The sequence below is a fragment of the Priestia sp. SIMBA_032 genome (assembly GCF_046535215.1).
In the GTDB taxonomy this organism is placed as follows: Bacteria; Bacillota; Bacilli; order Bacillales; family Bacillaceae_H; genus Priestia; species Priestia aryabhattai.
Map to the genome: position 1 here is coordinate 273,236 of NZ_JAWRXD010000005.1, position 20,843 is coordinate 294,078.

Annotated in this window: 28 protein-coding genes and 3 pseudogenes; 22 read left to right on the plus strand and 9 right to left on the minus strand. The window is 35.5% G+C overall.

The window, feature by feature from the left end; genetic code table 11:
* Positions 1-97: 97 nt before the first annotated feature.
* Both SB717_RS18550 and SB717_RS18555 read right to left on the minus strand, forming a co-directional pair.
* Positions 98-304, minus strand: coding sequence for a hypothetical protein (locus tag SB717_RS18550; RefSeq protein WP_045293578.1), 207 nt, complete (start codon positions 302-304; stop codon positions 98-100).
* A 42-nt stretch (positions 305-346) separates the two neighbouring features.
* Positions 347-511 carry a hypothetical protein gene (locus SB717_RS18555; protein WP_410904418.1) on the minus strand — a complete coding sequence of 55 codons (165 nt, stop codon included), beginning with the start codon at positions 509-511 and terminating at the stop codon, positions 347-349.
* A 186-nt stretch (positions 512-697) separates the two neighbouring features.
* Between SB717_RS18555 and SB717_RS18560 the strand changes: the two genes are divergently transcribed.
* The 9 genes and pseudogenes from SB717_RS18560 (at position 698) to SB717_RS18600 (ending at position 5,050) form a co-directional block, all read left to right on the plus strand.
* Positions 698-904, plus strand: coding sequence for a hypothetical protein (locus SB717_RS18560; RefSeq protein ID WP_013058443.1), 207 nt, complete (start codon positions 698-700; stop codon positions 902-904).
* Positions 905-1,036: 132 nt separating this feature from the next.
* Positions 1,037-1,219 (plus strand): hypothetical protein, encoded by a 183-nt coding sequence (locus SB717_RS18565; protein WP_013058442.1) that lies wholly within the window; start codon positions 1,037-1,039, stop codon positions 1,217-1,219.
* A 221-nt stretch (positions 1,220-1,440) separates the two neighbouring features.
* Positions 1,441-2,184, plus strand: coding sequence for an HAD family hydrolase (locus SB717_RS18570; RefSeq protein ID WP_074676727.1), 744 nt, complete (start codon positions 1,441-1,443; stop codon positions 2,182-2,184).
* 123 nt (positions 2,185-2,307) lie between these two features.
* Positions 2,308-2,496 (plus strand): hypothetical protein, encoded by a 189-nt coding sequence (locus tag SB717_RS18575; RefSeq protein WP_074676725.1) that lies wholly within the window; start codon positions 2,308-2,310, stop codon positions 2,494-2,496.
* A gap of 188 nt (positions 2,497-2,684) precedes the next feature.
* Entirely contained in the window at positions 2,685-3,023 is a 339-nt protein-coding gene (locus tag SB717_RS18580) for a CotD family spore coat protein (protein ID WP_410904419.1), read from the plus strand.
* Between the two features lie 198 nt (positions 3,024-3,221).
* The gene (locus SB717_RS18585; protein ID WP_016766356.1) at positions 3,222-3,329 is read left to right on the plus strand and encodes a YjcZ family sporulation protein; all 108 of its coding nucleotides are present in this window, start codon (positions 3,222-3,224) and stop codon (positions 3,327-3,329) included.
* 289 nt (positions 3,330-3,618) lie between these two features.
* Positions 3,619-3,771, plus strand: a complete 153-nt coding sequence (locus tag SB717_RS18590) for a YjcZ family sporulation protein (protein ID WP_013058439.1) — start codon at positions 3,619-3,621, stop codon at positions 3,769-3,771.
* A 302-nt stretch (positions 3,772-4,073) separates the two neighbouring features.
* Positions 4,074-4,544: pseudogene (locus SB717_RS18595) on the plus strand (DinB family protein).
* A 92-nt stretch (positions 4,545-4,636) separates the two neighbouring features.
* A complete protein-coding gene (locus SB717_RS18600; RefSeq protein WP_264135013.1) occupies positions 4,637-5,050 on the plus strand; it encodes a general stress protein in 414 nt (137 codons plus the stop codon).
* Positions 5,051-5,200: 150 nt separating this feature from the next.
* On the opposite strand, the gene SB717_RS18605 is transcribed toward SB717_RS18600, so the two are convergent.
* Positions 5,201-5,341, minus strand: coding sequence for a YrhK family protein (locus SB717_RS18605; protein ID WP_318842029.1), 141 nt, complete (start codon positions 5,339-5,341; stop codon positions 5,201-5,203).
* A gap of 566 nt (positions 5,342-5,907) precedes the next feature.
* Here SB717_RS18605 and SB717_RS18610 point away from each other — a divergent pair.
* Complete coding sequence (locus SB717_RS18610; protein WP_410904420.1) at positions 5,908-7,266, plus strand: SLC45 family MFS transporter; 1,359 nt, start codon at positions 5,908-5,910, stop codon at positions 7,264-7,266.
* 169 nt (positions 7,267-7,435) lie between these two features.
* Positions 7,436-7,993 (plus strand): sugar O-acetyltransferase, encoded by a 558-nt coding sequence (locus SB717_RS18615; RefSeq protein ID WP_410904421.1) that lies wholly within the window; start codon positions 7,436-7,438, stop codon positions 7,991-7,993.
* Between the two features lie 303 nt (positions 7,994-8,296).
* Here the strand turns inward: SB717_RS18615 and SB717_RS18620 are convergent, their stop codons facing one another.
* On the minus strand, positions 8,297-8,845 hold the full coding sequence (locus SB717_RS18620; protein ID WP_410904422.1) for a TetR/AcrR family transcriptional regulator: 549 nt from the start codon (positions 8,843-8,845) through the stop codon (positions 8,297-8,299).
* A gap of 216 nt (positions 8,846-9,061) precedes the next feature.
* Here SB717_RS18620 and SB717_RS18625 point away from each other — a divergent pair, with 216 nt between their 5' ends.
* On the plus strand, positions 9,062-9,925 hold the full coding sequence (locus SB717_RS18625) for an aldo/keto reductase (protein WP_410904423.1): 864 nt from the start codon (positions 9,062-9,064) through the stop codon (positions 9,923-9,925).
* Positions 9,926-10,006: 81 nt separating this feature from the next.
* Positions 10,007-10,407, plus strand: a pseudogene (locus SB717_RS18630) (cupin domain-containing protein).
* 112 nt (positions 10,408-10,519) lie between these two features.
* On the opposite strand, the gene SB717_RS18635 reads toward SB717_RS18630, so the two are convergent.
* The 3 genes from SB717_RS18635 to SB717_RS18645 form a co-directional block, all read right to left on the minus strand.
* Positions 10,520-11,227: an SDR family oxidoreductase gene (locus tag SB717_RS18635; RefSeq protein WP_410904424.1), complete on the minus strand. Its 708-nt coding sequence runs from the start codon at positions 11,225-11,227 to the stop codon at positions 10,520-10,522.
* Between the two features lie 129 nt (positions 11,228-11,356).
* Entirely contained in the window at positions 11,357-12,526 is a 1,170-nt protein-coding gene (locus tag SB717_RS18640) for an MFS transporter (protein ID WP_410904425.1), read from the minus strand.
* An 81-nt stretch (positions 12,527-12,607) separates the two neighbouring features.
* The gene (locus SB717_RS18645) at positions 12,608-13,090 is read right to left on the minus strand and encodes a cyclophilin-like fold protein (RefSeq protein ID WP_410904426.1); all 483 of its coding nucleotides are present in this window, start codon (positions 13,088-13,090) and stop codon (positions 12,608-12,610) included.
* A 177-nt stretch (positions 13,091-13,267) separates the two neighbouring features.
* Here SB717_RS18645 and SB717_RS18650 point away from each other — a divergent pair, with 177 nt between their 5' ends.
* The 6 genes from SB717_RS18650 to SB717_RS18675 all read left to right on the plus strand — a co-directional run bounded on the left by SB717_RS18650 (position 13,268) and on the right by SB717_RS18675 (position 17,627).
* Positions 13,268-14,170, plus strand: a complete 903-nt coding sequence (locus SB717_RS18650) for a LysR family transcriptional regulator (protein WP_410904427.1) — start codon at positions 13,268-13,270, stop codon at positions 14,168-14,170.
* A 524-nt stretch (positions 14,171-14,694) separates the two neighbouring features.
* On the plus strand, positions 14,695-14,850 hold the full coding sequence (locus SB717_RS18655; protein ID WP_098621025.1) for a hypothetical protein: 156 nt from the start codon (positions 14,695-14,697) through the stop codon (positions 14,848-14,850).
* A gap of 315 nt (positions 14,851-15,165) precedes the next feature.
* Positions 15,166-15,495 carry a PadR family transcriptional regulator gene (locus SB717_RS18660; RefSeq protein ID WP_074676705.1) on the plus strand — a complete coding sequence of 110 codons (330 nt, stop codon included), beginning with the start codon at positions 15,166-15,168 and terminating at the stop codon, positions 15,493-15,495.
* Positions 15,482-16,045: an HAAS signaling domain-containing protein gene (locus SB717_RS18665; RefSeq protein ID WP_074676703.1), complete on the plus strand. Its 564-nt coding sequence runs from the start codon at positions 15,482-15,484 to the stop codon at positions 16,043-16,045. The genes SB717_RS18660 and SB717_RS18665 overlap by 14 nt, the downstream gene beginning before the upstream one ends.
* A complete protein-coding gene (locus SB717_RS18670; protein ID WP_410904428.1) occupies positions 16,035-16,898 on the plus strand; it encodes a DUF4097 family beta strand repeat-containing protein in 864 nt (287 codons plus the stop codon). Before SB717_RS18665 ends, SB717_RS18670 begins: the two co-directional genes overlap by 11 nt.
* Positions 16,899-17,243: 345 nt before the next feature.
* A complete protein-coding gene (locus SB717_RS18675) occupies positions 17,244-17,627 on the plus strand; it encodes a hypothetical protein (protein WP_410904429.1) in 384 nt (127 codons plus the stop codon).
* Positions 17,628-17,980: 353 nt separating this feature from the next.
* On the opposite strand, the gene SB717_RS18680 is transcribed toward SB717_RS18675, so the two are convergent.
* Positions 17,981-18,814, minus strand: coding sequence for an STAS domain-containing protein (locus SB717_RS18680; RefSeq protein ID WP_410904430.1), 834 nt, complete (start codon positions 18,812-18,814; stop codon positions 17,981-17,983).
* Positions 18,815-19,226: 412 nt separating this feature from the next.
* Complete coding sequence (locus tag SB717_RS18685; RefSeq protein WP_410904431.1) at positions 19,227-19,718, minus strand: general stress protein; 492 nt, start codon at positions 19,716-19,718, stop codon at positions 19,227-19,229.
* Positions 19,719-19,894: 176 nt separating this feature from the next.
* On the opposite strand from SB717_RS18685, the pseudogene SB717_RS18690 reads away from it, so the two are divergent.
* From SB717_RS18690 to SB717_RS18700, 3 genes and pseudogenes are all read left to right on the plus strand, one after another.
* A pseudogene (locus SB717_RS18690) lies at positions 19,895-20,092 on the plus strand (KGG domain-containing protein); the annotation flags it as partial.
* 99 nt (positions 20,093-20,191) lie between these two features.
* Positions 20,192-20,389 (plus strand): hypothetical protein, encoded by a 198-nt coding sequence (locus tag SB717_RS18695; RefSeq protein WP_045293443.1) that lies wholly within the window; start codon positions 20,192-20,194, stop codon positions 20,387-20,389.
* 17 nt (positions 20,390-20,406) lie between these two features.
* Positions 20,407-20,697 carry a spore coat protein gene (locus SB717_RS18700; protein ID WP_410904432.1) on the plus strand — a complete coding sequence of 97 codons (291 nt, stop codon included), beginning with the start codon at positions 20,407-20,409 and terminating at the stop codon, positions 20,695-20,697.
* The last annotated feature ends 146 nt before the right edge of the window (positions 20,698-20,843 follow it).

Sequence of the window (20,843 nt, forward strand, 5' to 3'; positions counted from 1 at the left end):
TTTCATATTCATGTGTATACCAGTTGAATAACAAAAGACTAACCCTTTAAAGAGTTAGTCTTTTGCTTAATAAAAATGATTGCTTTTTATAGCTATTTTAAGAACTGTGTTTAGTTATTCTATCCATTGCTTCTTGAACTGCATGTACAACAAAAGGATCTTTTTCCTTCAAATCATTCACGCTGATTTCACCTGATTGTAAACCTCTGCAAATTTCATGGATATCTTCTTCAATTGTAATCGGCAGCTTATTTTCTGTAAGCATGTTACTTAATTCATTTGCTAACATTTTTTGTTGATCCATGGGATGCCCTCCTCGTCATGTAAAAGTATAAAGTGATCAAGCTTATTTATTTTCTCTTCCTTCTTGCTGATTCTGTATTTTTTCAATTCCAGTGTTTGATTCAAATCCGACTCGATAAGGTCCAGATTTTTGTTGCTTTACTGAATCTGGCATTTGATACTGCTTTAAATCATCCTGAAACTGTCTTGTGCTTCGATTTCCTTCCACTTGTATTCCTCCTCTGTAAATTAAGCTTTGACGTTTTAGTTTCTCCATTTCGTAAAACAATTAAGCATGTTGTACATGTCTCTTAGCAACAAGTATCTATTTAATTCTCGGGAAATAAAAATATAACTTAACCTTCCACTTATTTTATCTTCAAATTTTCAAACAATAGGGCTAGGAGGTGTTTTTATGCCAAAGAAAGACTTTAAAGGCGTTGATAATTCAGGAATTGCAGAAAGAGTTGATTATAACAACTATAAAAATAAAGATAGCAATAATGATCCTACGCTTAACCGTATTGTCGAAGAAGATGGGCGTGCTCTTGACCCGAGGGAAACCTTAGAAAATTTCTTTACTGACCTTGAAGGCGAAGAGCCACAAGAAATTACAACTTAATAAAAAAAGTCAAAAACGGCGTATCTTTTTTAGCGAAAAGACCTATGAAACGCAGATGTTTTTATTAGAGAACCTGCTTTAAACAAGTTAACATGATTTAAAAAATGAGGACTATTAATAGAGGTGAAGTTAATGTCGCATACAGAAACTGAACGAACAACGTATATGTATGATCCTTTCACTATACAAGGTCTTGAAATGAATATACCTAAAGAAGACGAAGGCAGCCAACCACTAATAAATCGTTCAGGACTGAGTACCTCTACGTTCAAAACAAATATGAATAGGGAACATTTTGAGCGTTATATTTATTAGCAGGAATATACTGCAGCGTTTTACCTTATAAAAGATCTTTCTAGTTTATACGCTAGAAGGGTCTTTCCACTAAATATTCTCATTTCAGTATAGTAATCAATTGCTTGTGCCTAACGTATTGGAAAATTCACCTTGGTTTTAGGTGCGGATAGGTAATAAAAGTGGTTAGTGTTTTTTCATATATACTGTCTGTATATCCATTGTAGAAAGGATTTAACGAAATGCAGAAGCAAACCTTACTTTTTAATTTAGACGATACGCTTGTCCACTGTAATAAATATTTTAGAGACACTATAAATGCTTTTGTGGCTCAATTGCAGGAATGGTTTGAGAATCTGACTAAGGAAGAAATAAAACAAAAGCAGTTAGAGATAGATTTAAAAAGCATCGAAAAGTACGGACTTCATTCTTCTCGTTTTCCAGAATCATTAGTAGCTACTTATTTATTTTTTAGTGAACAAAATCATCAAGATATCCATGAAGATAGAGTCGAAAGAGTCAAAAAAATTGGTCAAAGTGTATTTGAAGTACCGATAGAGCCTTTGCCAAATATGTATGAAGTATTAGATAAGCTTAAAGAACAAGGTCATAACCTCTACTTGCACACAGGTGGAGACGAGGAAAATCAAGGGAGAAAAATTGTGCAGCTAGAGCTAGCTAAATACTTTGAAAAAAGGGTGTTCATTTCTGAACATAAAGATACACCTGCGTTAAAAGAAATCCTAAACCAAATTAAGTACGACCCCAAAAAGACTTGGATGATTGGAAATTCATTAAAAACCGATATAAGACCGGCAGTAGAAGCTGGAATACATGCGATTCACGTGCCTTCTGAACTGGAGTGGAGCTATAACCAAGTTAAAATTGATATTGCGCCAAAAGGTAAATTGATAACCGTTCATTCACTGCTGGAAGTTCCAGAAATCATCCAAAAGCACGCTCAAGAAACGGTTGTATCTACCTAATATTAGCTCATATGTAAACACAGTATACAAGAACAGCTAACCGTTGATTAAACCTTACTCAACAGTAGTCAGATAAAGTTCTTATGTTTTTTCTAATCATAATATACAGAGGAGGTGACTAATATGGAAGATCAATCCAAGAAACCAGAAAAAATGATATGTGAAGATCATAATTCTCCAGTTGATGAAAGAAGCTACGATTTATACGAAGCGACGCGTAATTCACTTTTACGTAATGAATTAGACGATAAAAACAAAACCATTTTAAATAATATTGATAACGCAGCGATGGATGTTAATCTTGAGGAATAATGGACATGAAAAAAACCTTCTATTTCTTAGTATCATAGCTATGTTACTAAGGATACACATTTCTTTTTCTCTTAGCAAAGAAGACCCTTAACAATTAGGGTCTTTTTTTAGGTATTTGTCCAACCATTTCATGGTTGTTTTACATACAGTAATAGGAGTCTACTAACAGAAAGGAGAAGGTTTTTAATATGAGAAACAACTATCCTTATCAGCACTCTAATTACGGTGGTTATCAAGGGGCTATGTATCATCAGCAAGGTAACTGCGGTTATTCTCAAGCTAAACCTTGTGGTCAATTGCCTCCTCAAGCCATGCCTGCTCAGTATGACCCAGTTAAACAAAATACATCTTTTACTGGTCAAGATGTGTTTGTACCAGTGGTGCATCCGAGTCATACTACAAATGTTTATCAAAAAAATTATAAGTATATGCACTCATTCCCGCATACAGAATCCGTTGTATGTCAGGAAACGCATCAACATTTTTGTGCTCCAAGCTGTCCTCCTAGACCTCGTCCTTGGTGCTGATAGCCAAAAAAGCCCCTTCATGTTAACAATGAAGGGTTTTTACTATGTGAAATTGATGATATCTAGCTATCGTTAAACAAAGTAGCCTATTTTAGAGCAAAATACAATCGATATGAGCTATGTCTACATATAATACCTTAACCCATGTATATTTAAAGTTTTTTCCTTTAGTTAAATACCACGAAAAGAGGTGTTTGTATGTCTAGTTATGGTGGAGCTGGTTCTGGTTTTGCTTTATTAGTTGTTCTGTTTATTCTTCTTGTCATTATTGGATGCAGCTGTTACGGCCGCGGATTTGGCTATTAATAACAATAAAAAAAGTCTTTCTCTAATTGGAGAAAGACTTTTTTATTCTAGGTTGTGCAGGGGGTGCTTTTATACGCAATAGAACTGAATGGGCGGAATTCAAACAATCTATTGCATAGGGAGTAAAACTCATATATGGGATCTGAGGATGCTTCATTGTATGTAAAAGAAACTAAAAGGTTATTATTTTTTTATTTACAGTGATATAAAACGTAGTCTATCCACTTCGTGGAGCAAATTTCGTTTTTCATCATATGCTAAATGTATGAACGAGAAGGAGGTGAAGTTTATGTTCTTTGGCGGTTATGGCGGAGGTTGTGGCTATGGTTACGGCGGCGGCTGCGGTTACGGCGGCGGCAGTGGTTTTGCTTTAATTATCGTGCTGTTTATCTTATTAATCATTATCGGCTGTGCTTGTTGGGGAGGATTCGGCGGTTGCTAATTATTAGCCTGCCTTTATCTCTAACTTAAAAAAGTTAGCTTTATGCTAGCTTTTTTTCTTTGTTGAATTTGTACATGTCCAGTGATTATGCCTTATATCTCTCGTGTTAACCAATGGTTTACAGCTTGTTACTAAGCGTTTATGGGATTTTTTACATAAAATAATTGAAGATACGAATCCTAAAGTATGGAATTTATTATACTCAGCATAAGAATCATGAATATTTGAAATAAGTTTAGTTGAAAATTCACCTCTTTGTTTTGGGAAAATCATGTAAAATGATGATAAGAGGAGGTATGGAAATGAATGGAACAGACACAATAGTATTAAATATAAAAGAGATTAGAAGAAGAAGTATAAAGGTTTGACGAGCAATTCCTGGTAATAAATTTGATTGGAAGCCAGATAAAAAAGCTATGACATGCATAGAAATGGTTCGCCATGTCTTGGAGTCAGAATACTATTATCATCTAGCTATCAAAAATTTGGGCAGCTTAAGGGAATTTGATTCTCCTTTTGAAAAAAGACCCTTACAATCTATAAAGGATGAATTGAAGTTTGCAGCATCATACCACCAACAATTTTTAGACATGATTACTACTTTTTCTGAAGAAGATTTAACTAATATTCAGATAGACCGTTCAGATGTTGGTTATATTCGTTCTTTATGAGATATGTTGATGTGGATAGGCTATCATGAATCCGTACACGCTGGACAACTCTTACAGTATTTAAGAATCAAGGAGGTTGATCGACCTAGGATATGGGATTAAATAAATTAACTATGGATCTATTGTTAAGAAGGGTAGAATAGCGGGTACATAAAAAGTAAGGAGAAAAGATCTTAATGAAGGAGGAAAGCTCTATGAGTAAAAGTATTATAGGTGTATACGAGTCGCCGGAAGAAACATTAACTAGAATTGAGAAATTAAGAATGATAGGTTATGAGGATAATGAAATTACAGTTCTAACTAATCAAGAGACCGCAGCGGGCAATCTAGCTTATAGAACGAATGTAAACGTGGATAAGCTATCTGCTGTTAACCAAGATGAAGTTACTCATGAAGATATGACTGGAGGGGCCCAGCCGGATTCTTTTTTAGATAAATTAAAGAAATTTTTTGTGGTCCAAAACTACTCAAATGAAGAAGACCGTGCAACAAATTTAGGTATTCCCACAGAGGAGCTAACTTCACATAAAAAAGATTTGGATGATGGAAAGTTTGTAATTGCTGTGACTTCTCATAAATTGAATGAAAAAGGGTTAGACCTAGAGTAATATATTTAATATATAGAATTCATAGGAAAATTTTTATATAGAAGATTATTTATTACGATAACCTGCCTTTAAATATTTGCTTAAGTGAAAATCATGCACTAATTTAACCGTTGGACGAATGAGCAGCTGCACGCTCTCGAGAATAAATAACTAAACCCCTATATTTTTTGAGGAATCATAGAAGAATAAAATACTGCTAATTAGGAACCAGATACCTATTAAGAAGTCCTTAATCGTATTTATAACTTTATAATAACTAATAATTTTTACAGTGCAATTAATCGCTTTAATTTATAGGCAGATTAGTAAGCACTCTCATTAGATTGCTGAGAAAGAACATTAAGTAAATTACGGACAGTCAAGCCCAAGGAATACGTATATTCTTTGGGTTTTTTATAAGGTTTCAAGATTAAAACCTTCTTTCACTTAGAAATATTAAAACGACAGTAATGAGCATATACGCATAGTGTTACAAGATTTAATCGCCTTTAAATACCTGAAAATATTTGTGCAAACGATTGCATTAAATTATTAGTTTATTATATAATGTTCAAATAAAAGTATTCTCATGTTTTTAATGATTAGATTTTATAAATCTTTTAAGAAGGTATAAGCGATAGTCAGCAGCTTACGGGTGAGCAGATAGTGGAATTTTTACATACTCAAACAGCATTTTTAGACCAGGACTATTATGCCGTATTCCTGAGGTAATCTAGCAAAATAGGAAACAGCCAGCCAAAGACACTAGCATTTACAGTATTCATCATTGTTTTGAAAACGTTCACAACATATGTTGTAGCACTTTACATCAGAACTCTATCTTTGTGCGACTGTTAATTAAATCATAGGAGGCAGTTATGTTAGAAGAAAAAATCGTTGAAATCAGTGAAAAAAGGGTTCAGCCAAACTTACCTTATCTACGAATCAGTACCATATGGTTAATTAGTTTTGGATTTTTAGGTGTACAAATGGCATTCTCATTACAGAGTTCAAATATGGGACGCATATTTCAAACAATCGGTGCTGATCCAACTACATTAGGCTTTTTCTTTATTTTACCGCCATTGGCTGGTTTAGTAGTTCAGCCCTTAGTTGGTTATTTTTCAGATCGTACCTGGATGCCAAGGCTTGGTCGTCGTATACCCTATCTACTGATTGGCGCAATTGTAGCCGTAATTGTTATGTGTTTGCTGCCAAATGCCGGCAGTTTTGGTTTTAGTGCGGTGGCTGCCATGACTTTTGGAGCTATCACTATTTTGTTTATGGACGTATCATCAAATGTAGCTATGCAGCCATTTAAGATGATGGTTGGAGACATGGTCAATGAAGAGCAAAAAGGTTTTGCCTATTCTATTCAAAGTTTTCTATCAAACAGCGGTGCTGTGCTAGCCTGTATTTTCCCTTTTGTATTAACGGTATTAGGTGTGTCAAATAGTGCACCAAAAGGAGTAGTACCGCAATCAGTGGTTATTTCATTTTATGTTGGGGCCGTTGTGTTAATTATTTGTAGTTTATTTACAATACTTAAGGTAAAAGAATATTCACCTGCAGAATTTGCAGCATACCACGGTATTGCAGACGAAGCTACAAAAGAAAATGTAAACGTTTTTAAACTCCTTCGTAACGCTCCAAAGGTTTTTTGGACGGTCACGCTTGTTCAATTTTTCTGCTGGATGGGCTTTCAATATTTATGGACGTACGGCACGGGTGCAGTCGCTGAGAACGTTTGGTATACGAATCAGCCGTCTAGCTCAGGCTATCAAGCAGCTGGCAACTGGTTCGGTATTTTATCAGCTGTACAGTCGGTTGCCGCAGTCATTTGGTCACTAGTTTTGTCACGCGTAGCCAACAACAAACGTAAGCCAGCGTATGCTTTTAGTTTACTGCTAGGTGGTATCGGTTTTGGATCTGTCTTCTTTATTCATAATCAGTGGGCGCTGATTGCTTCATTTATTTTAATTGGCATCGCTTGGGCTGCTATGATGACGTTTCCGTTCACGATGCTTACCAACGCCCTGTCAGGAAAGAATATGGGAACATATCTAGGATTATTTAATGGAAGTATTTGTTTACCGCAAATTATAGCTTCTTGCTTGAGTTTTGCTTTGTTCCCAATAATCGGATCTTCTATGCCAGGCATGATTTTAATCTCAGGTATTTTACTTGTTACGGGAGCAGTGTCTGTTTCGATTATTAAGGAAACATATACAAAGTAATTTAGTAGCTGTCCCCGTGGTAAAAAAGCAGCGTGGTTTCTTAGCTTTCTTGTGTTCGAGCTATTGACCCCAATCTATAAACGTCTTATTTTTATATTTACTATCATGATAAAATGTAAACGAATTCAACTTAGTAGGGAATTTGATAACAAGAATGGAGAATGAATCAATGAAAACTGAAAAAGAAAAAATGGTGGATGGCGAGCTGTATTTTCCAGCAGACCAAGAATTAGTAAAAGACAGGGAAGATGCAAGACGGCTTGTTCGTTCATTTAACGGTACAGATGAGACGGATTATGAAAAGCGTACGGAGCTACTAAAACAACTATTTGGCTCAACAGGAGAACTTCTCTACCTTGAATCTAACTTTCGATGCGACTACGGTTACAATATCCACGTAGGAGAAAATTTTTATGCGAACTTTGACTGCACACTTTTAGATGGGGGACGGATTACGATAGGGAAGAATTGCATGATGGCACCGGGTGTACATATTTATACGAATACTCATCCTGTGAATGCAGAACAGCGAATTACAGAAGTTGAATATACCAAGCCCGTCACAATTGGAGATAATGTATGGATTGGAGGACGAGCCGTCATCAATCCAGGAGTTACAATTGGACATAATGCTGTAATCGCTTCCGGATCTGTTGTAATAAAAGATGTTCCAGATAATGTAGCAGTGGGAGGGAACCCGGCAAAAATTATAAAAAAGTTGGATTAGTTTTTATTAGCTAAACATTGTTTATAAAGTAACTAGAAAATACAAAGTTGTTCCCAATAGAAATGATTCCTTCTGTAAAAGTCAATATCCGTTTCAAAAAACAAAAGATTTGAGCAGCACTAAACCTATGGATACTCAGCAGGTTTAGTGCTGTTCTTTTATGTGGAGATGATCCCTTTATCTGACTGCAAGTCATACCGTCTCTAACTCAGCTTACTAACATGACCTTATAATAAGAAAGCTTCTACTACTTTTACACTTCGCGGGAATTTTCATTTATGCGTACGTGTAAAACGGATTAAATTATTCTAAATTCCGATCTAACAATATGCCGGTTTGCTCAGCTATTACATCGGTGGGAACGTGCATGCCGTTTTTGAACCACCATTCTACTGTCCCTACAACAGCTGAGGCAAAGAATTGAATAACCACCTCTTTACGCAACCCTTCATTTTCTCCTTGAGTTGTATCAACTTCAGGACCATACTCTTGGATGACTAACTCGAGAAAGCGACTTCGAAAATAATGAGCGCCTTTACTTTCTAACATGGTTGAAAAGAATAGGTGGTGACGTTCGAAATACTCAAACCAAACGTAATTTCCTTCTTGAAACGTCATATCAGCAGCCGAATGACACAGATTTTCGAGGTTGTTCATATGCTCTTCAATCATTTTATCTAATAAATCATATTTATCCATATAGTGAAGATAAATAGTTCCACGGTTAACGTTTGCTTTGTCAGCAATGTCCTGAATGGTAATGTCATCAAAGCGTTTTTGGGTCATTAACTCAGTCACTGCGTTTTTTATAGCTTCTTGGCTTTTGAGTATTCTTCTATCCACTTTCGCCACTTTAAAAACCTCACTTTTTTTAAAAGATATTCAACAATAGCTCTTGATTTGTTGAGTAATCAACGAATCGCCTTCAATTAACGATTGAAAGGATCTTATTTGTTTTTATAATTATAGACAGATGTTGATTAATCAATCAATATTGATTTATTTTTAACAGGCAGATAGATGCTTTTAAAGTATAGAAAAATAAACAATTCAAAGGAGATAAAAAACATGTTTAACGAAACGTATAAGTTATCAAACGGTGTAGAAGTTCCGCTATTAGGCCTTGGTACTTGGCTGCTTGATGACGAACAGGCAGCGCAGGCAGTGCGTGATGCGGTATCTAGCGGGTATCGCCATATTGATACGGCTCAAGCTTATATGAATGAAACTGGTATAGGCGAAGGAATCCGTTCATGCGGTGTTGCAAGAGAAGAACTGTTCATTACAACAAAGGTTGCAGCAGAAGCAAAGACTTATGAGGAAGTTACGGAGTCCATTGATGAGTCTTTAACAAAGATGGGGCTAGATTACATTGATCTTCTCATTATCCACAGTCCGCAGCCTTGGACGGAGTTTAGAGAAGAGAAACGCTACTTTGAAGAAAACAAAGAGGCATGGAAAGCAATGGAGGATGCTTATAAAGCAGGGAAGGTAAAGGCAATCGGTCTTTCTAACTTCCTTCAGGATGATATAGAGAATATTTTTTCTGGCTGTGAAATCAAGCCTATGGTCAATCAAATATTGGCACATGTGAGCAATACACCTTTGGAGTTAATTGAGTTCTGTCAGAAGAATGGCATCCTAGTAGAAGCATATTCACCAATTGCGCACGGTGCAGTTCTTGGTAATGAAGAAGTGAAGGTAATAGCTGATAAATACGGAGTGTCTGTTGCTCAGCTTTGCCTGCGCTATGATATCCAGCTTGGCCTTGCAGTTATTCCTAAGACTCCAAAACCAAATCATATGAAAAACAATGCAGAGCTTGATTTTGTGATCAGCGATGCAGATATGGAAATTTTGAAAAATGTAGAACCTATTCAGGATTATGGTGAGCACAGCTACTTCCCGGTATTTGGCGGGAAATTAAAATAAACGGCTAAAGAATGAGGAATTTTTATAGCAATGAATGAGCCGAGAGATACAACTATGAATGATATTATTGGAGGAATCAAAATGGCAAAACATGAAGAAGTAAAAAATGGCGTCATTTTCCCAGCAGGTGAAAAAAATGAAGCGTATGCACAATTTTTTGTTGGACAAAGCTATCTTAAAACCTTAATCGCAGACCCTAAAGTGAACGTTGGAGTTGGGAATGTAACCTTTGAACCTGAATGCCGCAACAACTGGCATATTCATCGTGGTGGATTTCAGCTTCTATTAGTAACGGGTGGTACCAAGAAGAAGGAAAACCTGCACAATTCTTAAAAGCTGGAGATGTTGTTGTTACGCATGATGGTGTAAAACATTGGCATGGTGCTGCAAAAGACAGCTGGTTTGAACACATTGCCATCACTGCAGGTACCCCGGAATGGTTGGAACCAGTAACAGATGAGGAATATAACAAAATAAACTAATAGATTGTATGTATTTTAGAAGCAAAAACCCTGCGGATTATTCCTAATAATCCGCAGGGTTTTTATTATAAATTCAAGATGTTATAAGAAATAGCCTTAACGCTATAAAAGTTCACCAATCTATTTGTTTTCCATCTTTAAAAAAGCCTCCAGAAGGTCCTTCAGGTCCAATCGTTGCTAACCAAAGGATAGAACGAGCAGCTTGCTCTGGAGTTCTTGGAGCTGATGGTCCACCCATATCTGAGCTTACCCATCCTGGATCGACCGCGTTTATTTTGATATCATTATTGCTTTCAGCAGCCATCAATTGTGTTAAGCCATTTAAAATAAACTTAGATAACTTATAAGCGCCTACCCGTGGAGAAGACATTTCACTCATGGCTCCATATTCAGAGGAAACATTAATAATTCTTCCGTAGGCTTGCTGTTCCATAAGGGGCATAAATGAACGGATTACGTGGTAAGCACCGAAGAAATTCGTTGTCAGCGTTTTTTCTAGAACAGAAGGGTCCATATTCACTAATGTTTGATTTTTATCTAAATATATGCCCGCGTTATTAATTAACACATCTAATCGTCCATATTGTTCATTTACTGTAGCTGCAGCTTGGCGGATACTCGTTTGATTATTTATATCCATTGTCAAAAATGAAACATCAAGATGAGAGTCTTTAAGTTTTTGCACGGCTTTATGTCCGCTTTCTGAATTTCGGCTTGTCAAAATGACTTTAAAACCATCCATCGCCAATTGTCTCACTAGTTCATAGCCAATACCTCGATTTCCTCCGGTAACAAGTGCAACTTTAGTGTGCTTTTTCATTTCAGATCCTCCATTTTTATTTATTAATCTATAATCATTGACTATAATAGATTTCTGCTTTTCATAGATGTAAGAAAAGAAAACAAAGGGATCCTACTAGGGATCCCGAAAGAAAGTTGCCTTGATGTCTTATTTTGAAAGCTGACTTATGGGACGCTCCATGTAACTTCTTGGTAAAATAAATACTGCGCTCAATACTAATGAAAAGATCCCCACCAGTACGACGTATTGTGTACCCATTCCTGTTATAAATAGTCCACCTACAGCTGTACCAATCGTTGTTCCTAAGTTAACGGATGATAAAAATAGTCCGTTTGCAAAATCAGGAGCTTCTGGAGCTGCTGATGAAATCCAATATTGATTAATATTCGTTCCTATACCAGCGAATATTCCCCAAACTAAAGTCATGATAGCCATCGGCCAAGTGAACTGTCCGGTGAAGAATAAAATGATGTAAACAACTCCCAATGCGAAAGGGAAGACGACTACAGTTTTAAGCGCATTTTTCGTAAGTAACTTCCCTGCGATAATGTTTCCAATAATGTTTGCCACACCGAATAGAATCAACATGAAGCTAATTAATTTTCCAGAGATGTTCGTAACGCTTTTAAGATACTCAGCAAGATAGCTGTAAACCCCAAATACTGCTGAATTCAGTAAAAGGACGGCCATAATAGAAAGCCAAGTAACGGGGTTTTTTAATATGCTGAGCTGCGCTCCGTAGGAAAGTCTTTCTTTAACAGGCATAGAAGGGAAAAGTGCCCACGTAGCAATAAATACTATAGCGTTAATAACAGCAAAAAATGCCATTGATAGTTGAAACGAAACTGTGCTTGCAAGAAAATTTGCAATTGGTACACCAAGCACCATACCTGCAGATACGCCAATAAAGACTTTGGAAACAGCTTTTGGAGCGTCTTCCTTGCTGACTGAGTTCGCAGCCATTGTAAAAGCTGCTGAAAAATAAATTGGATGAAAGATAGCTGGAATCACACGCGCAATTATGGCAACAGCAAAGTTAGACGTAAAGATAGAGATAATGTTACCTAAAACGAAAATACCAAGCACAAGCAACATCGCTTTCTTACGGTTGATTCCCGAAAATAGTAACGGCATAGTTGGACCGGATATTGATACAGTAAGTGCAAAGAGACTCACCAGCCACGCGGCTTTTGACACACTGATATGAAAGTGATCTGCAATGTAGGGCAGTATCCCTATAACCCCCATTTCGGTATTTATAATCCCGAAAGCCCCTAGGGTTAAGACAAATATAAGTAACTTATGTTGTTTAGACATAAAATAAATTTCCCTCTTTCTAAAAAATGTTATGTTCTAGTTGCTTCAAAGCGGGCTGTTTAAAGGTGTATTGTAATGTTTTTACTTAGTCACTTTTTCAAGATTTTCTTTTCCTGATTCAATTTGACCTAGTATGATAAGGTCATTTGTAGCATCCTCAAGATCTTTGTGAAAAATAGCTACATTTCCCCAAGGAGCGTAATAAGCAAAGTCTCCTTTTTTGGACAGGTCTTCGGCTTGTACATCATCCATAGATAATCTTTTTTGTAAAATACTAATTTTCTCTTTACCTATATAATCTTCAAAAGTTATGGTTAAAGGCAATTGAGTTAGAAAGTCCTTACTTGCGGGGTTATCGTACATCCTAACCAAGACTTCTTTATCGTTAAACGTTAATTTGATTCTTGTATCTGAAACACGATCTTCTTTTGGCTGTTCTGGTTCCCGGTTTAAATGCTTACTTGCATTATGATCTCTGTCGGTTGCAGAGGAATTATGGTTGCCGCAAGCAGTGAGAGCAGCGCTTATTATTAAGACAGAAGACAGACACAACAGCTTTTTCATTTTAAGCTCCTTTCCACTTTGAATCATTAAAGGTGTTGCTTTTGTGATAAACCTTCCGTGTTATTCATTCTAACGGCTTCTTTTGAATATAAAAAATACTTATATCTCATATCATGATATGTTTGATAAGCATTTCTGGAGTGTATATACTAAAGCTTACGAAAGGAGGAGGGGGATATGGAAATTCGAGTTTTACGGTATTTTCTTACGGTTGCAAGAGAAGGAAACATCACGAAGGCCGCTGATGTTTTGCATGTGACACAGCCAACTCTGTCTAGACAATTAAAAGATCTTGAACAAGAGTTGGGCAAAAAATTATTTATTCGCAGCAGTCACAGTGTCATTCTGACAGATGAAGGAATGCTGTTGCGAAACAGGGCAGAGGAAATCGTTAATATGGTCGATAAATTAGAGGCGGAATTTAGTTCGATGGAAGAAACAATAGGTGGTGACGTCTATATAGGAGGCGGAGAAACCGAAGCAATGAAACACATTGCACGAGTAGCAAAAGATGTACAGCTACGTTATCCGAATATACGATATCACCTCCATAGCGGAAACGAAGAAGATATAACGGAACGGCTTGACAAGGGTCTGCTTGATTTCGGTATTTTGATTCAGCCAGCCAATATTTCAAAATATAATTATCTTAATATGCCTGCCAAAGATGTTTGGGGTGTTGTTATGACAAAAGACAGCCCTCTTGCCGTCAAAGAAAGCATTCAAGCTGCGGATTTATTAGAAGTTCCACTGATCTGTTCAAGACAAGCCATGAAACAGACGTTTTCAAAAAATGAATTTGCGGATTGGTTTGGTGAAGATTTTCATAAATTAAACATCGTCACTACATACAATCTTGCCTATAATGCGGCCATTCTGGTTGAAGAAGGCGTTGGATATGCCATAACACTTGATAAAATAGTCAATACGTCTACTACTAGCAATCTTTGTTTCAGGCCGTTACAGCCAAGGCTTGAATCAGGTTTAAATATTGTATGGAAAAAGCATCATGTTCTTTCAGCTGCGGCGGCTGCGTTTTTAAAAGAACTGCAGGAAGAATTTTCACACATTCGAAACTAACAGGGCATCGGTCTAGCTCAAACAAATAGAGTAAAACAGCTCCCAGATGATTTATAGCCGACTGGGACATTTTAATGAAAGTTAACATTGAAAACGTAGGGCAGTAAAGCAGTTGAAAGTTAAATTAGATTTAGATCTTTATTGCTATACCCGAGCTTAATCTTTAGTTGGAAGATTAAATTTCGGGGTTAAACAAGAGTATTTATTCAGTACAGATTATATGGTGAAACAAATGGTTGAATATATTAAGCTTTTTAACAGTAAGTAAAGTTTTAGTTTTTTGTTGTTGAAAAATGTAAAATAACGGTTGTTTTTTTCTTGAACTTATTACAAAAAATCAAATGTAATTGATACATTTCTATTAATTGTAGTAAAAACTGTTAAATTTTATCTTGAAAAGTAATATCCTTGCAAGCATTCAATCAATATGCTTTCAAAGCTATTTATGGATTTAATTTTTACGATATGAAAAATATTGAGAGCCATGATTACTGTATTACTCTGAAACTAAGGATGAATGATGTATGAACAAGCTTATAATACCAGCCATATTAGTTATCTTTGCCTTATGGATTTTATTACAACTGGCTTTAGGTGGGGATGTTTTTAAAAACCCTCTAAATTACTTTATCTTAATTATGGTTTTCTTTTTGTTTATTAAACAAGCAAAAGAAAAATAGCTTAGAATGATCGTCCCTGAGTAGTCTATAGTGGTAGACTACTTTTCTTTTGGGTACGTTAAAATAATTTTATCTACAAGCTAATTAGAAAAGAAGGTTGAACTTTGCTTTATAAAAAACACCTTATTTAATTATTATCAATCTAGGTTTAAAATTTCATTACCACTATAAAAATGGTTAAAATTCAAAAAAATATTAAACAGTACCTTGCAATAAACAATAGCTGGTGATATATTGTAATTATTGGGAAATCATTATGCATCAGTACTATACAATAAACAGTAGTGGACTGTGAAAAGAAAAGGGTGAAGAGCAGTGAACGTGCAATTTAAAAAAGGAGTTTTAGAGCTTTGTGTTCTTGTGTTACTTGATAAAAAAGACCGCTATGGATATGAATTAGTTCAAAAAATCTCCGATCAAATTGAAATATCAGAGGGGTCGGTATATCCTCTTCTGCGCCGATTAACAAAAGAAGAATATTTTACAACGTATTTAAAAGAATCTACAGAAGGTCCTTCAAGGAAATATTATCAGCTTACAGATAAAGGAAGAAAGTATTTATACGAACTTATTGATGAATGGAACGAGTTTTCAAGAGGTGTTAATCAATTAATTAAAGAAGGTGTGAACAATGTCGAAGAGTAAATTTTTACAGCAATTAAATGAATCCTTAAAACCATTATCCTCAAAAGAACGAGCAGATATTTTACAAGATTATGAAGAACATTTTTCCATTGGCTTAGAAGAAGGAAAAACAGAAGAAGAAATTGTAACGTCACTAGGTTCTCCTAATCAAATAGCTAAAGAATTGCTGGCAGATTATCATGTTGAGCAAGCAACAGCTAAGTCAACAACTCAAAATATTTTGAGAGCTACTTGGGCCGTAATTGGTTTAGCTTTTTTCAATGTAGTGATTGTGCTTGGGCCTGCCGTCGCATTAGCTGGCTTCATTTTGTCAGCTTGGGCAATAGGTTTATGTTTCTTGCTATCTCCCATTCTAGTTCTTGGTGAGGCTATTATACATTCAAGCGGCTTTTTTCTCTTTAATTTATTTATGTCTTTAGCATTTTGCGGAATTGGATATTTTATTATGTTAGGTATGTTAGTTGTAACGAAGCTAGTTATAAAAGGCTTTGTACGTTATCTAAAATACAATGTATCACTCGTGAAAGGCGGTTTAAAACGTGCTGAATAAAAAGAAACTCTCCGTTCTTGCAGGCATTCTCATCCTTGTTGGGATTATAGGAAGTCTCCTTACTTATCGTGCTATTAATCCTGAACCTATTTCAAAAGAAAAAGTTATTAACAGCAATCAAGTATCAAAGGTAAACATCGATACGGATAATACTCGTGTTCATGTGTACCCTATCAAAGGCGATAATATCAAAGTAACATTAAAAGGCGAAACATCTCCTAATATAAAAAGAGACTTCACTACTGCCGTTAAAAATTCAACACTTTTCATCTCCTATAATGAACAGCAGCGCAGCTGGGTCAATTTTGATATTGTTAGTGTATTAAAACCGCTAAGTGTCAACGTTTATCTGCCTGAAAAACAGTATAATTCATTGGGGATTTCCAGCAACAATGGGTATGTGTCAGTTAAAAAATTACGTGCAGCGGATATTTCCATTCGCGCAAACAATGGGCGTGTAGAATTAGAGAACATTGATTCACAAAAATTGAACACCAGCGTACACAATGGACTTACAAGCGTAAAAAATGCTGAAGCAAAAACGGTTCAAGCAAAAGGCAATAATGGAAAAATAACGCTTAGTAACGTGGAAGGCAGTTTAAAAGGTGAAACGCATAACGGAAGTATTGCTCTTGAAACAGCAGAACTTGATCGAAATATAGACTTTAAAACGCACAATGGAAAGATTAAAATTACGACGGAAAAAGAACCAAGTGACGTTCAATTTAATGTTTCAGTGGACAATGGAAAAGTCGATATTCTGAATAAATATGATAGGGACGCTGTTATTGGAAAAGGAAAGAATACGATTAAACTAGCCACTCATAACGGCAGTATTTCAGTAACAAAGTAACCTGTTAGCTATACGGCACAAAGCTCATCTGCAAAAAAGCAGAGGCACAGCTAGCCGCAGATAATCAAAAAAGGATTTCACTCATTGAACGTTGATGAGTGGAACCTTTTTTCTTTTAGCTTATGACGTCGTACTAACGGTAACTAAAAATGAGCCGTATGCAAACCTCTCTTGATTAACGCATTTTTAGAAGGAAGGTCTATAAGAATATACCTTCTTTTATTTTTTTCTTCAAAAAGGAATATTTTTTAAAGTGATACGATACTATTTTCTGATACAACCTATTCCTACAACAGGAGTTTTTTCGTTTTACCTATAAATCGCTATTGAAAGGAGCAAAAGTAAATGAAACGAAATGTTGTGTATGGCTTATTACTAACAGTGTCTGTAGTATTTGCCATTTTTTTAATTGTTGATTGGCGCCAATATGAAACTGGGTTAGAACACGCTATTAAGCCTGCTGATAAGAACTATGAGAACAGCGAAAACTATGTTTCTGACGAACGTATGATAAATGTAATTGTAAAGCTAACGGAAGAAAGTCCTGCAATATTTGGGACGAGATTAAAAAGTGCGCAAAGAATAGATGAGAAACGTGTCCATGTGAATACCAATAAGCTAGAGGGCATTATCGAGTTAAAAGATATAGAAGGTAAGACCTTGGTATGGCGTGTGCTAGACGCCACATCAAATCATTTTATAGAAAGCAAGAACTGGGGAAATGAATAAGGGACCTGCTGATGGTTTCTTTCCTAATTAAAAGAGGGTGAGACAAAAGTATGTTAATGATGTCTCAACCTCTTTATGACCTTCTTATAAGCTGTCGTTACCAATTGTTATTATTTAAAAAGCGAAAATTCTTTTACTTTTGTACCCATTTAATTAATACAATGTAGTCTCTATACAGGAATGAAAATAATGGTTTTAATATACAGTTCTTTTTCATCATATTAATATGTTAGCAGGGGGAAGAACAAATAAATGATTTGTTCTCTTTGTACCTGAAGTTTCCTCCTAATAGGAAGGATACGTCTATTTATGATATAACCTACATGAAAAATGCTTAGTACTTTAACTCAATATCACTCACGCAAAAGCTTATTTACTGCATCTTTTAACTTTCCATAAGTTTTCAATTTGCTCATATCTATTCCTAATTGAACGGCAGTTAAGGCTATTTCCGGACGGATACCTGTAATGGTTGTGTCAATTCCAAGTAGGTCCAACATCTTTATAACTTGAAATAATTCATTGGTCATCATAGTATCAATCGAAGGTGCACCCGATAAGTCAATAATTAAGCAAGACAGATTGAGTTCTTTTGCTTGCAGCATAACTTTCTTCGCAAAATCACTATTCTTATAATCATCAACCTGACCAATGAGAGGCAGTACGCCCACTGTATCGGAAATACTAATGACAGGCGTGCTAAGCTCAGAAATCAGCATTTTTTGAGCTTGAGATTGTGCTTCTGAAACTTGTCCATAATAAAGGGTGAAAAGTTCTATCATCCGATCAAATGCTTCATTCACTATTTTATTCCATGAAAAAAGCTCCTCGTATGTAATGCTAGATGAATGAAGGTGAAAAAATGATTCAATCTGTTTAAAAAAGAATAAACGAAACTTTTTAAAATGATGAATACTATGATACAGAGAATCGCCTCTCTGAGCCCTTTTTGTGGCAACTTCCTGTGCCCAATCACTAAGAGTATCCAATGACTCTCCTATAAGAACTTTTACAATTTTACAAGTAAAGTATCGATTTTGTACTCGAAGATATTCGGTTGTTTCGGAGGAAGCATCAGCAGTGTAGATCGAATCCTTTTCTACTTCCCGCGAGTCTAGCCATTCTTGAGACATTTCATCAATATGTTCTAGTAAAAAGTCATGTAGTTTTTCTGTCATTTCATGCATAACATGTTCTCCTTTACTGTTATCTAACGTTCCGTTTCCCGGTTTATTTATATGAAAAACTTCCACTTTTTTACGTATGTAGGTTTTAACAGCTGGCTTCATGCTGAAGAGATTTCCTTTAAGGAACGATCAAATAAAACAAGTTAATTTCATCCCAATTAAAACATTATAGACAAACAAGGCCTATGTATAGCTGAGACGAGATTCGTCAATATGCTAGAGTATTTAAATTAAAATATAGGCTGATGTTAAGTGGACTGCTGGATGTTCGTTTTATTTAAAAAAGCTACTCGTTTGAGTAGCTTTTTTTAAAACATATACTTAAAGGAATATAAGGAATTACGGTTCCTGTGTTCTTAGTGTGCTCACAAACTTAAGTTTTCCTATTTACTTCTTCCCTTTTGCGAACATTCTACTTATGATCACGATGTTCGCCGTATAATGATTTATCATAAACAGAGTCACCTTTTGCAAAAGGAGAATCTTCTCTATTTTCTAAGAACGGGTTTGTTTTTGTCTCTCTATTGGCTCTTACTAACAACAATACTTTTCCTTTTTGCAAATCATCTGCATAAGGTCCTGCTTCTGTAAGAGGAATGCCTAAGTTAATTAAACGCTTTTCTACTCTTGCTTTATCCCTAAGAGTGTCTTTAGGGTGATTGGACGAAAACATATGTTTAATTTTATCCATAATCGACTCATCTTGATGAATTTGATCCGTGGTTTCAATCTTCTTTATGTCAATTCCTTCTTTGTTTTCTACTTCTAAATAGTCCTCTTCATCGATATCTTTGCTGGTGACCAGAGAGAGGTCCCTCTCTTGAAATCCTTGTGTTTTTAAATGTTGAATAGCCGTTACAATCGCTTCTTCATTATCATATGTGCCTATCACATTTTTTGTCATGAGTAGTTCCTCCTTCTAGTATAGAAAATGGTTTATATAAATGAATTCATTTATGCTACTTGTAATACCCTGGAGTATTTTTCTGAAACATTAAAAAAATTAGATAATTACTGTTTAAATGGAAATGAGCTGGGAATATAGTTCACAAGTCAAAAAATTTTAAGGAGGAATTCAACATGGCAAAGAATAAAGAAAATGAAAAAATGAGCAGAGAAGAAGCTGGACGAAAAGGTGGAGAAACTACGTCTAAAAATCATGATAAAGAGTTTTTCCAAGAGATTGGAGAAAAGGGTGGAAAAGCCACATCTAAAAATCAAAACAAAGAGTTTTTCAGAGAAATAGGCGAAAAAGGCGGAAAAGTTAGCAATAAAAATTCGAACAGTTAAAAAACAAAAAAACAGCCAGCCTGCGCAGGCGCTAAATTACACAATTGAAGTCTTCAAATATATACGATCATAAGGAGGAATTGAGACATGACAAAAAAATTAGCTATGCACGAGACGCTAGAAGTTCATGAAATCTTAACGCTTAAAACGTCGTGTGTAACAAAAGGCACAGCAATGCTGGAATTGGTAGAGGACGAAAAATTAAAAAAGATTCTGGAAGAAGATGTCCAAACGTCTACTGAAGCAATTAATGAATTGAAAAAAATCTTAAAGAAAGCTCAATAAACAGGAGGGATTTAGGAATGGCTGCTAAAAGTACGCTTAACAAAACGTTAGATGATCTTGCTATTGCAACTGATTTGTTATTATCAGCGAAAAACGGTGTGCGAACATATGCCGTAGCTCTTACGGAAACAGCAACACCAGAAGTACGCAAAGTATTAAAAAAACAATTAGACGAAGCTATTGAGCTTCATGAAAAGATCTCTCAATATATGATTGATAATGAAATGTATCATGCTTATGATGTTGAAGAGCAAGTAAATCACGATTTAAAAAAGGCAGATAAAGCGTTAGAATTAGCAAAAGGTTAAAATTAATATTGGTAGATATATAAATAAAGAAGAGAGAGTCTAATTCAAATAGATCCTCTCTTTTTTATTTGTATAAGATTTGGGACTAGAGACTTTTTGAATGGAGGTTATAAAATAACATAAGTTCACATAGCGAAAGCTGTGTT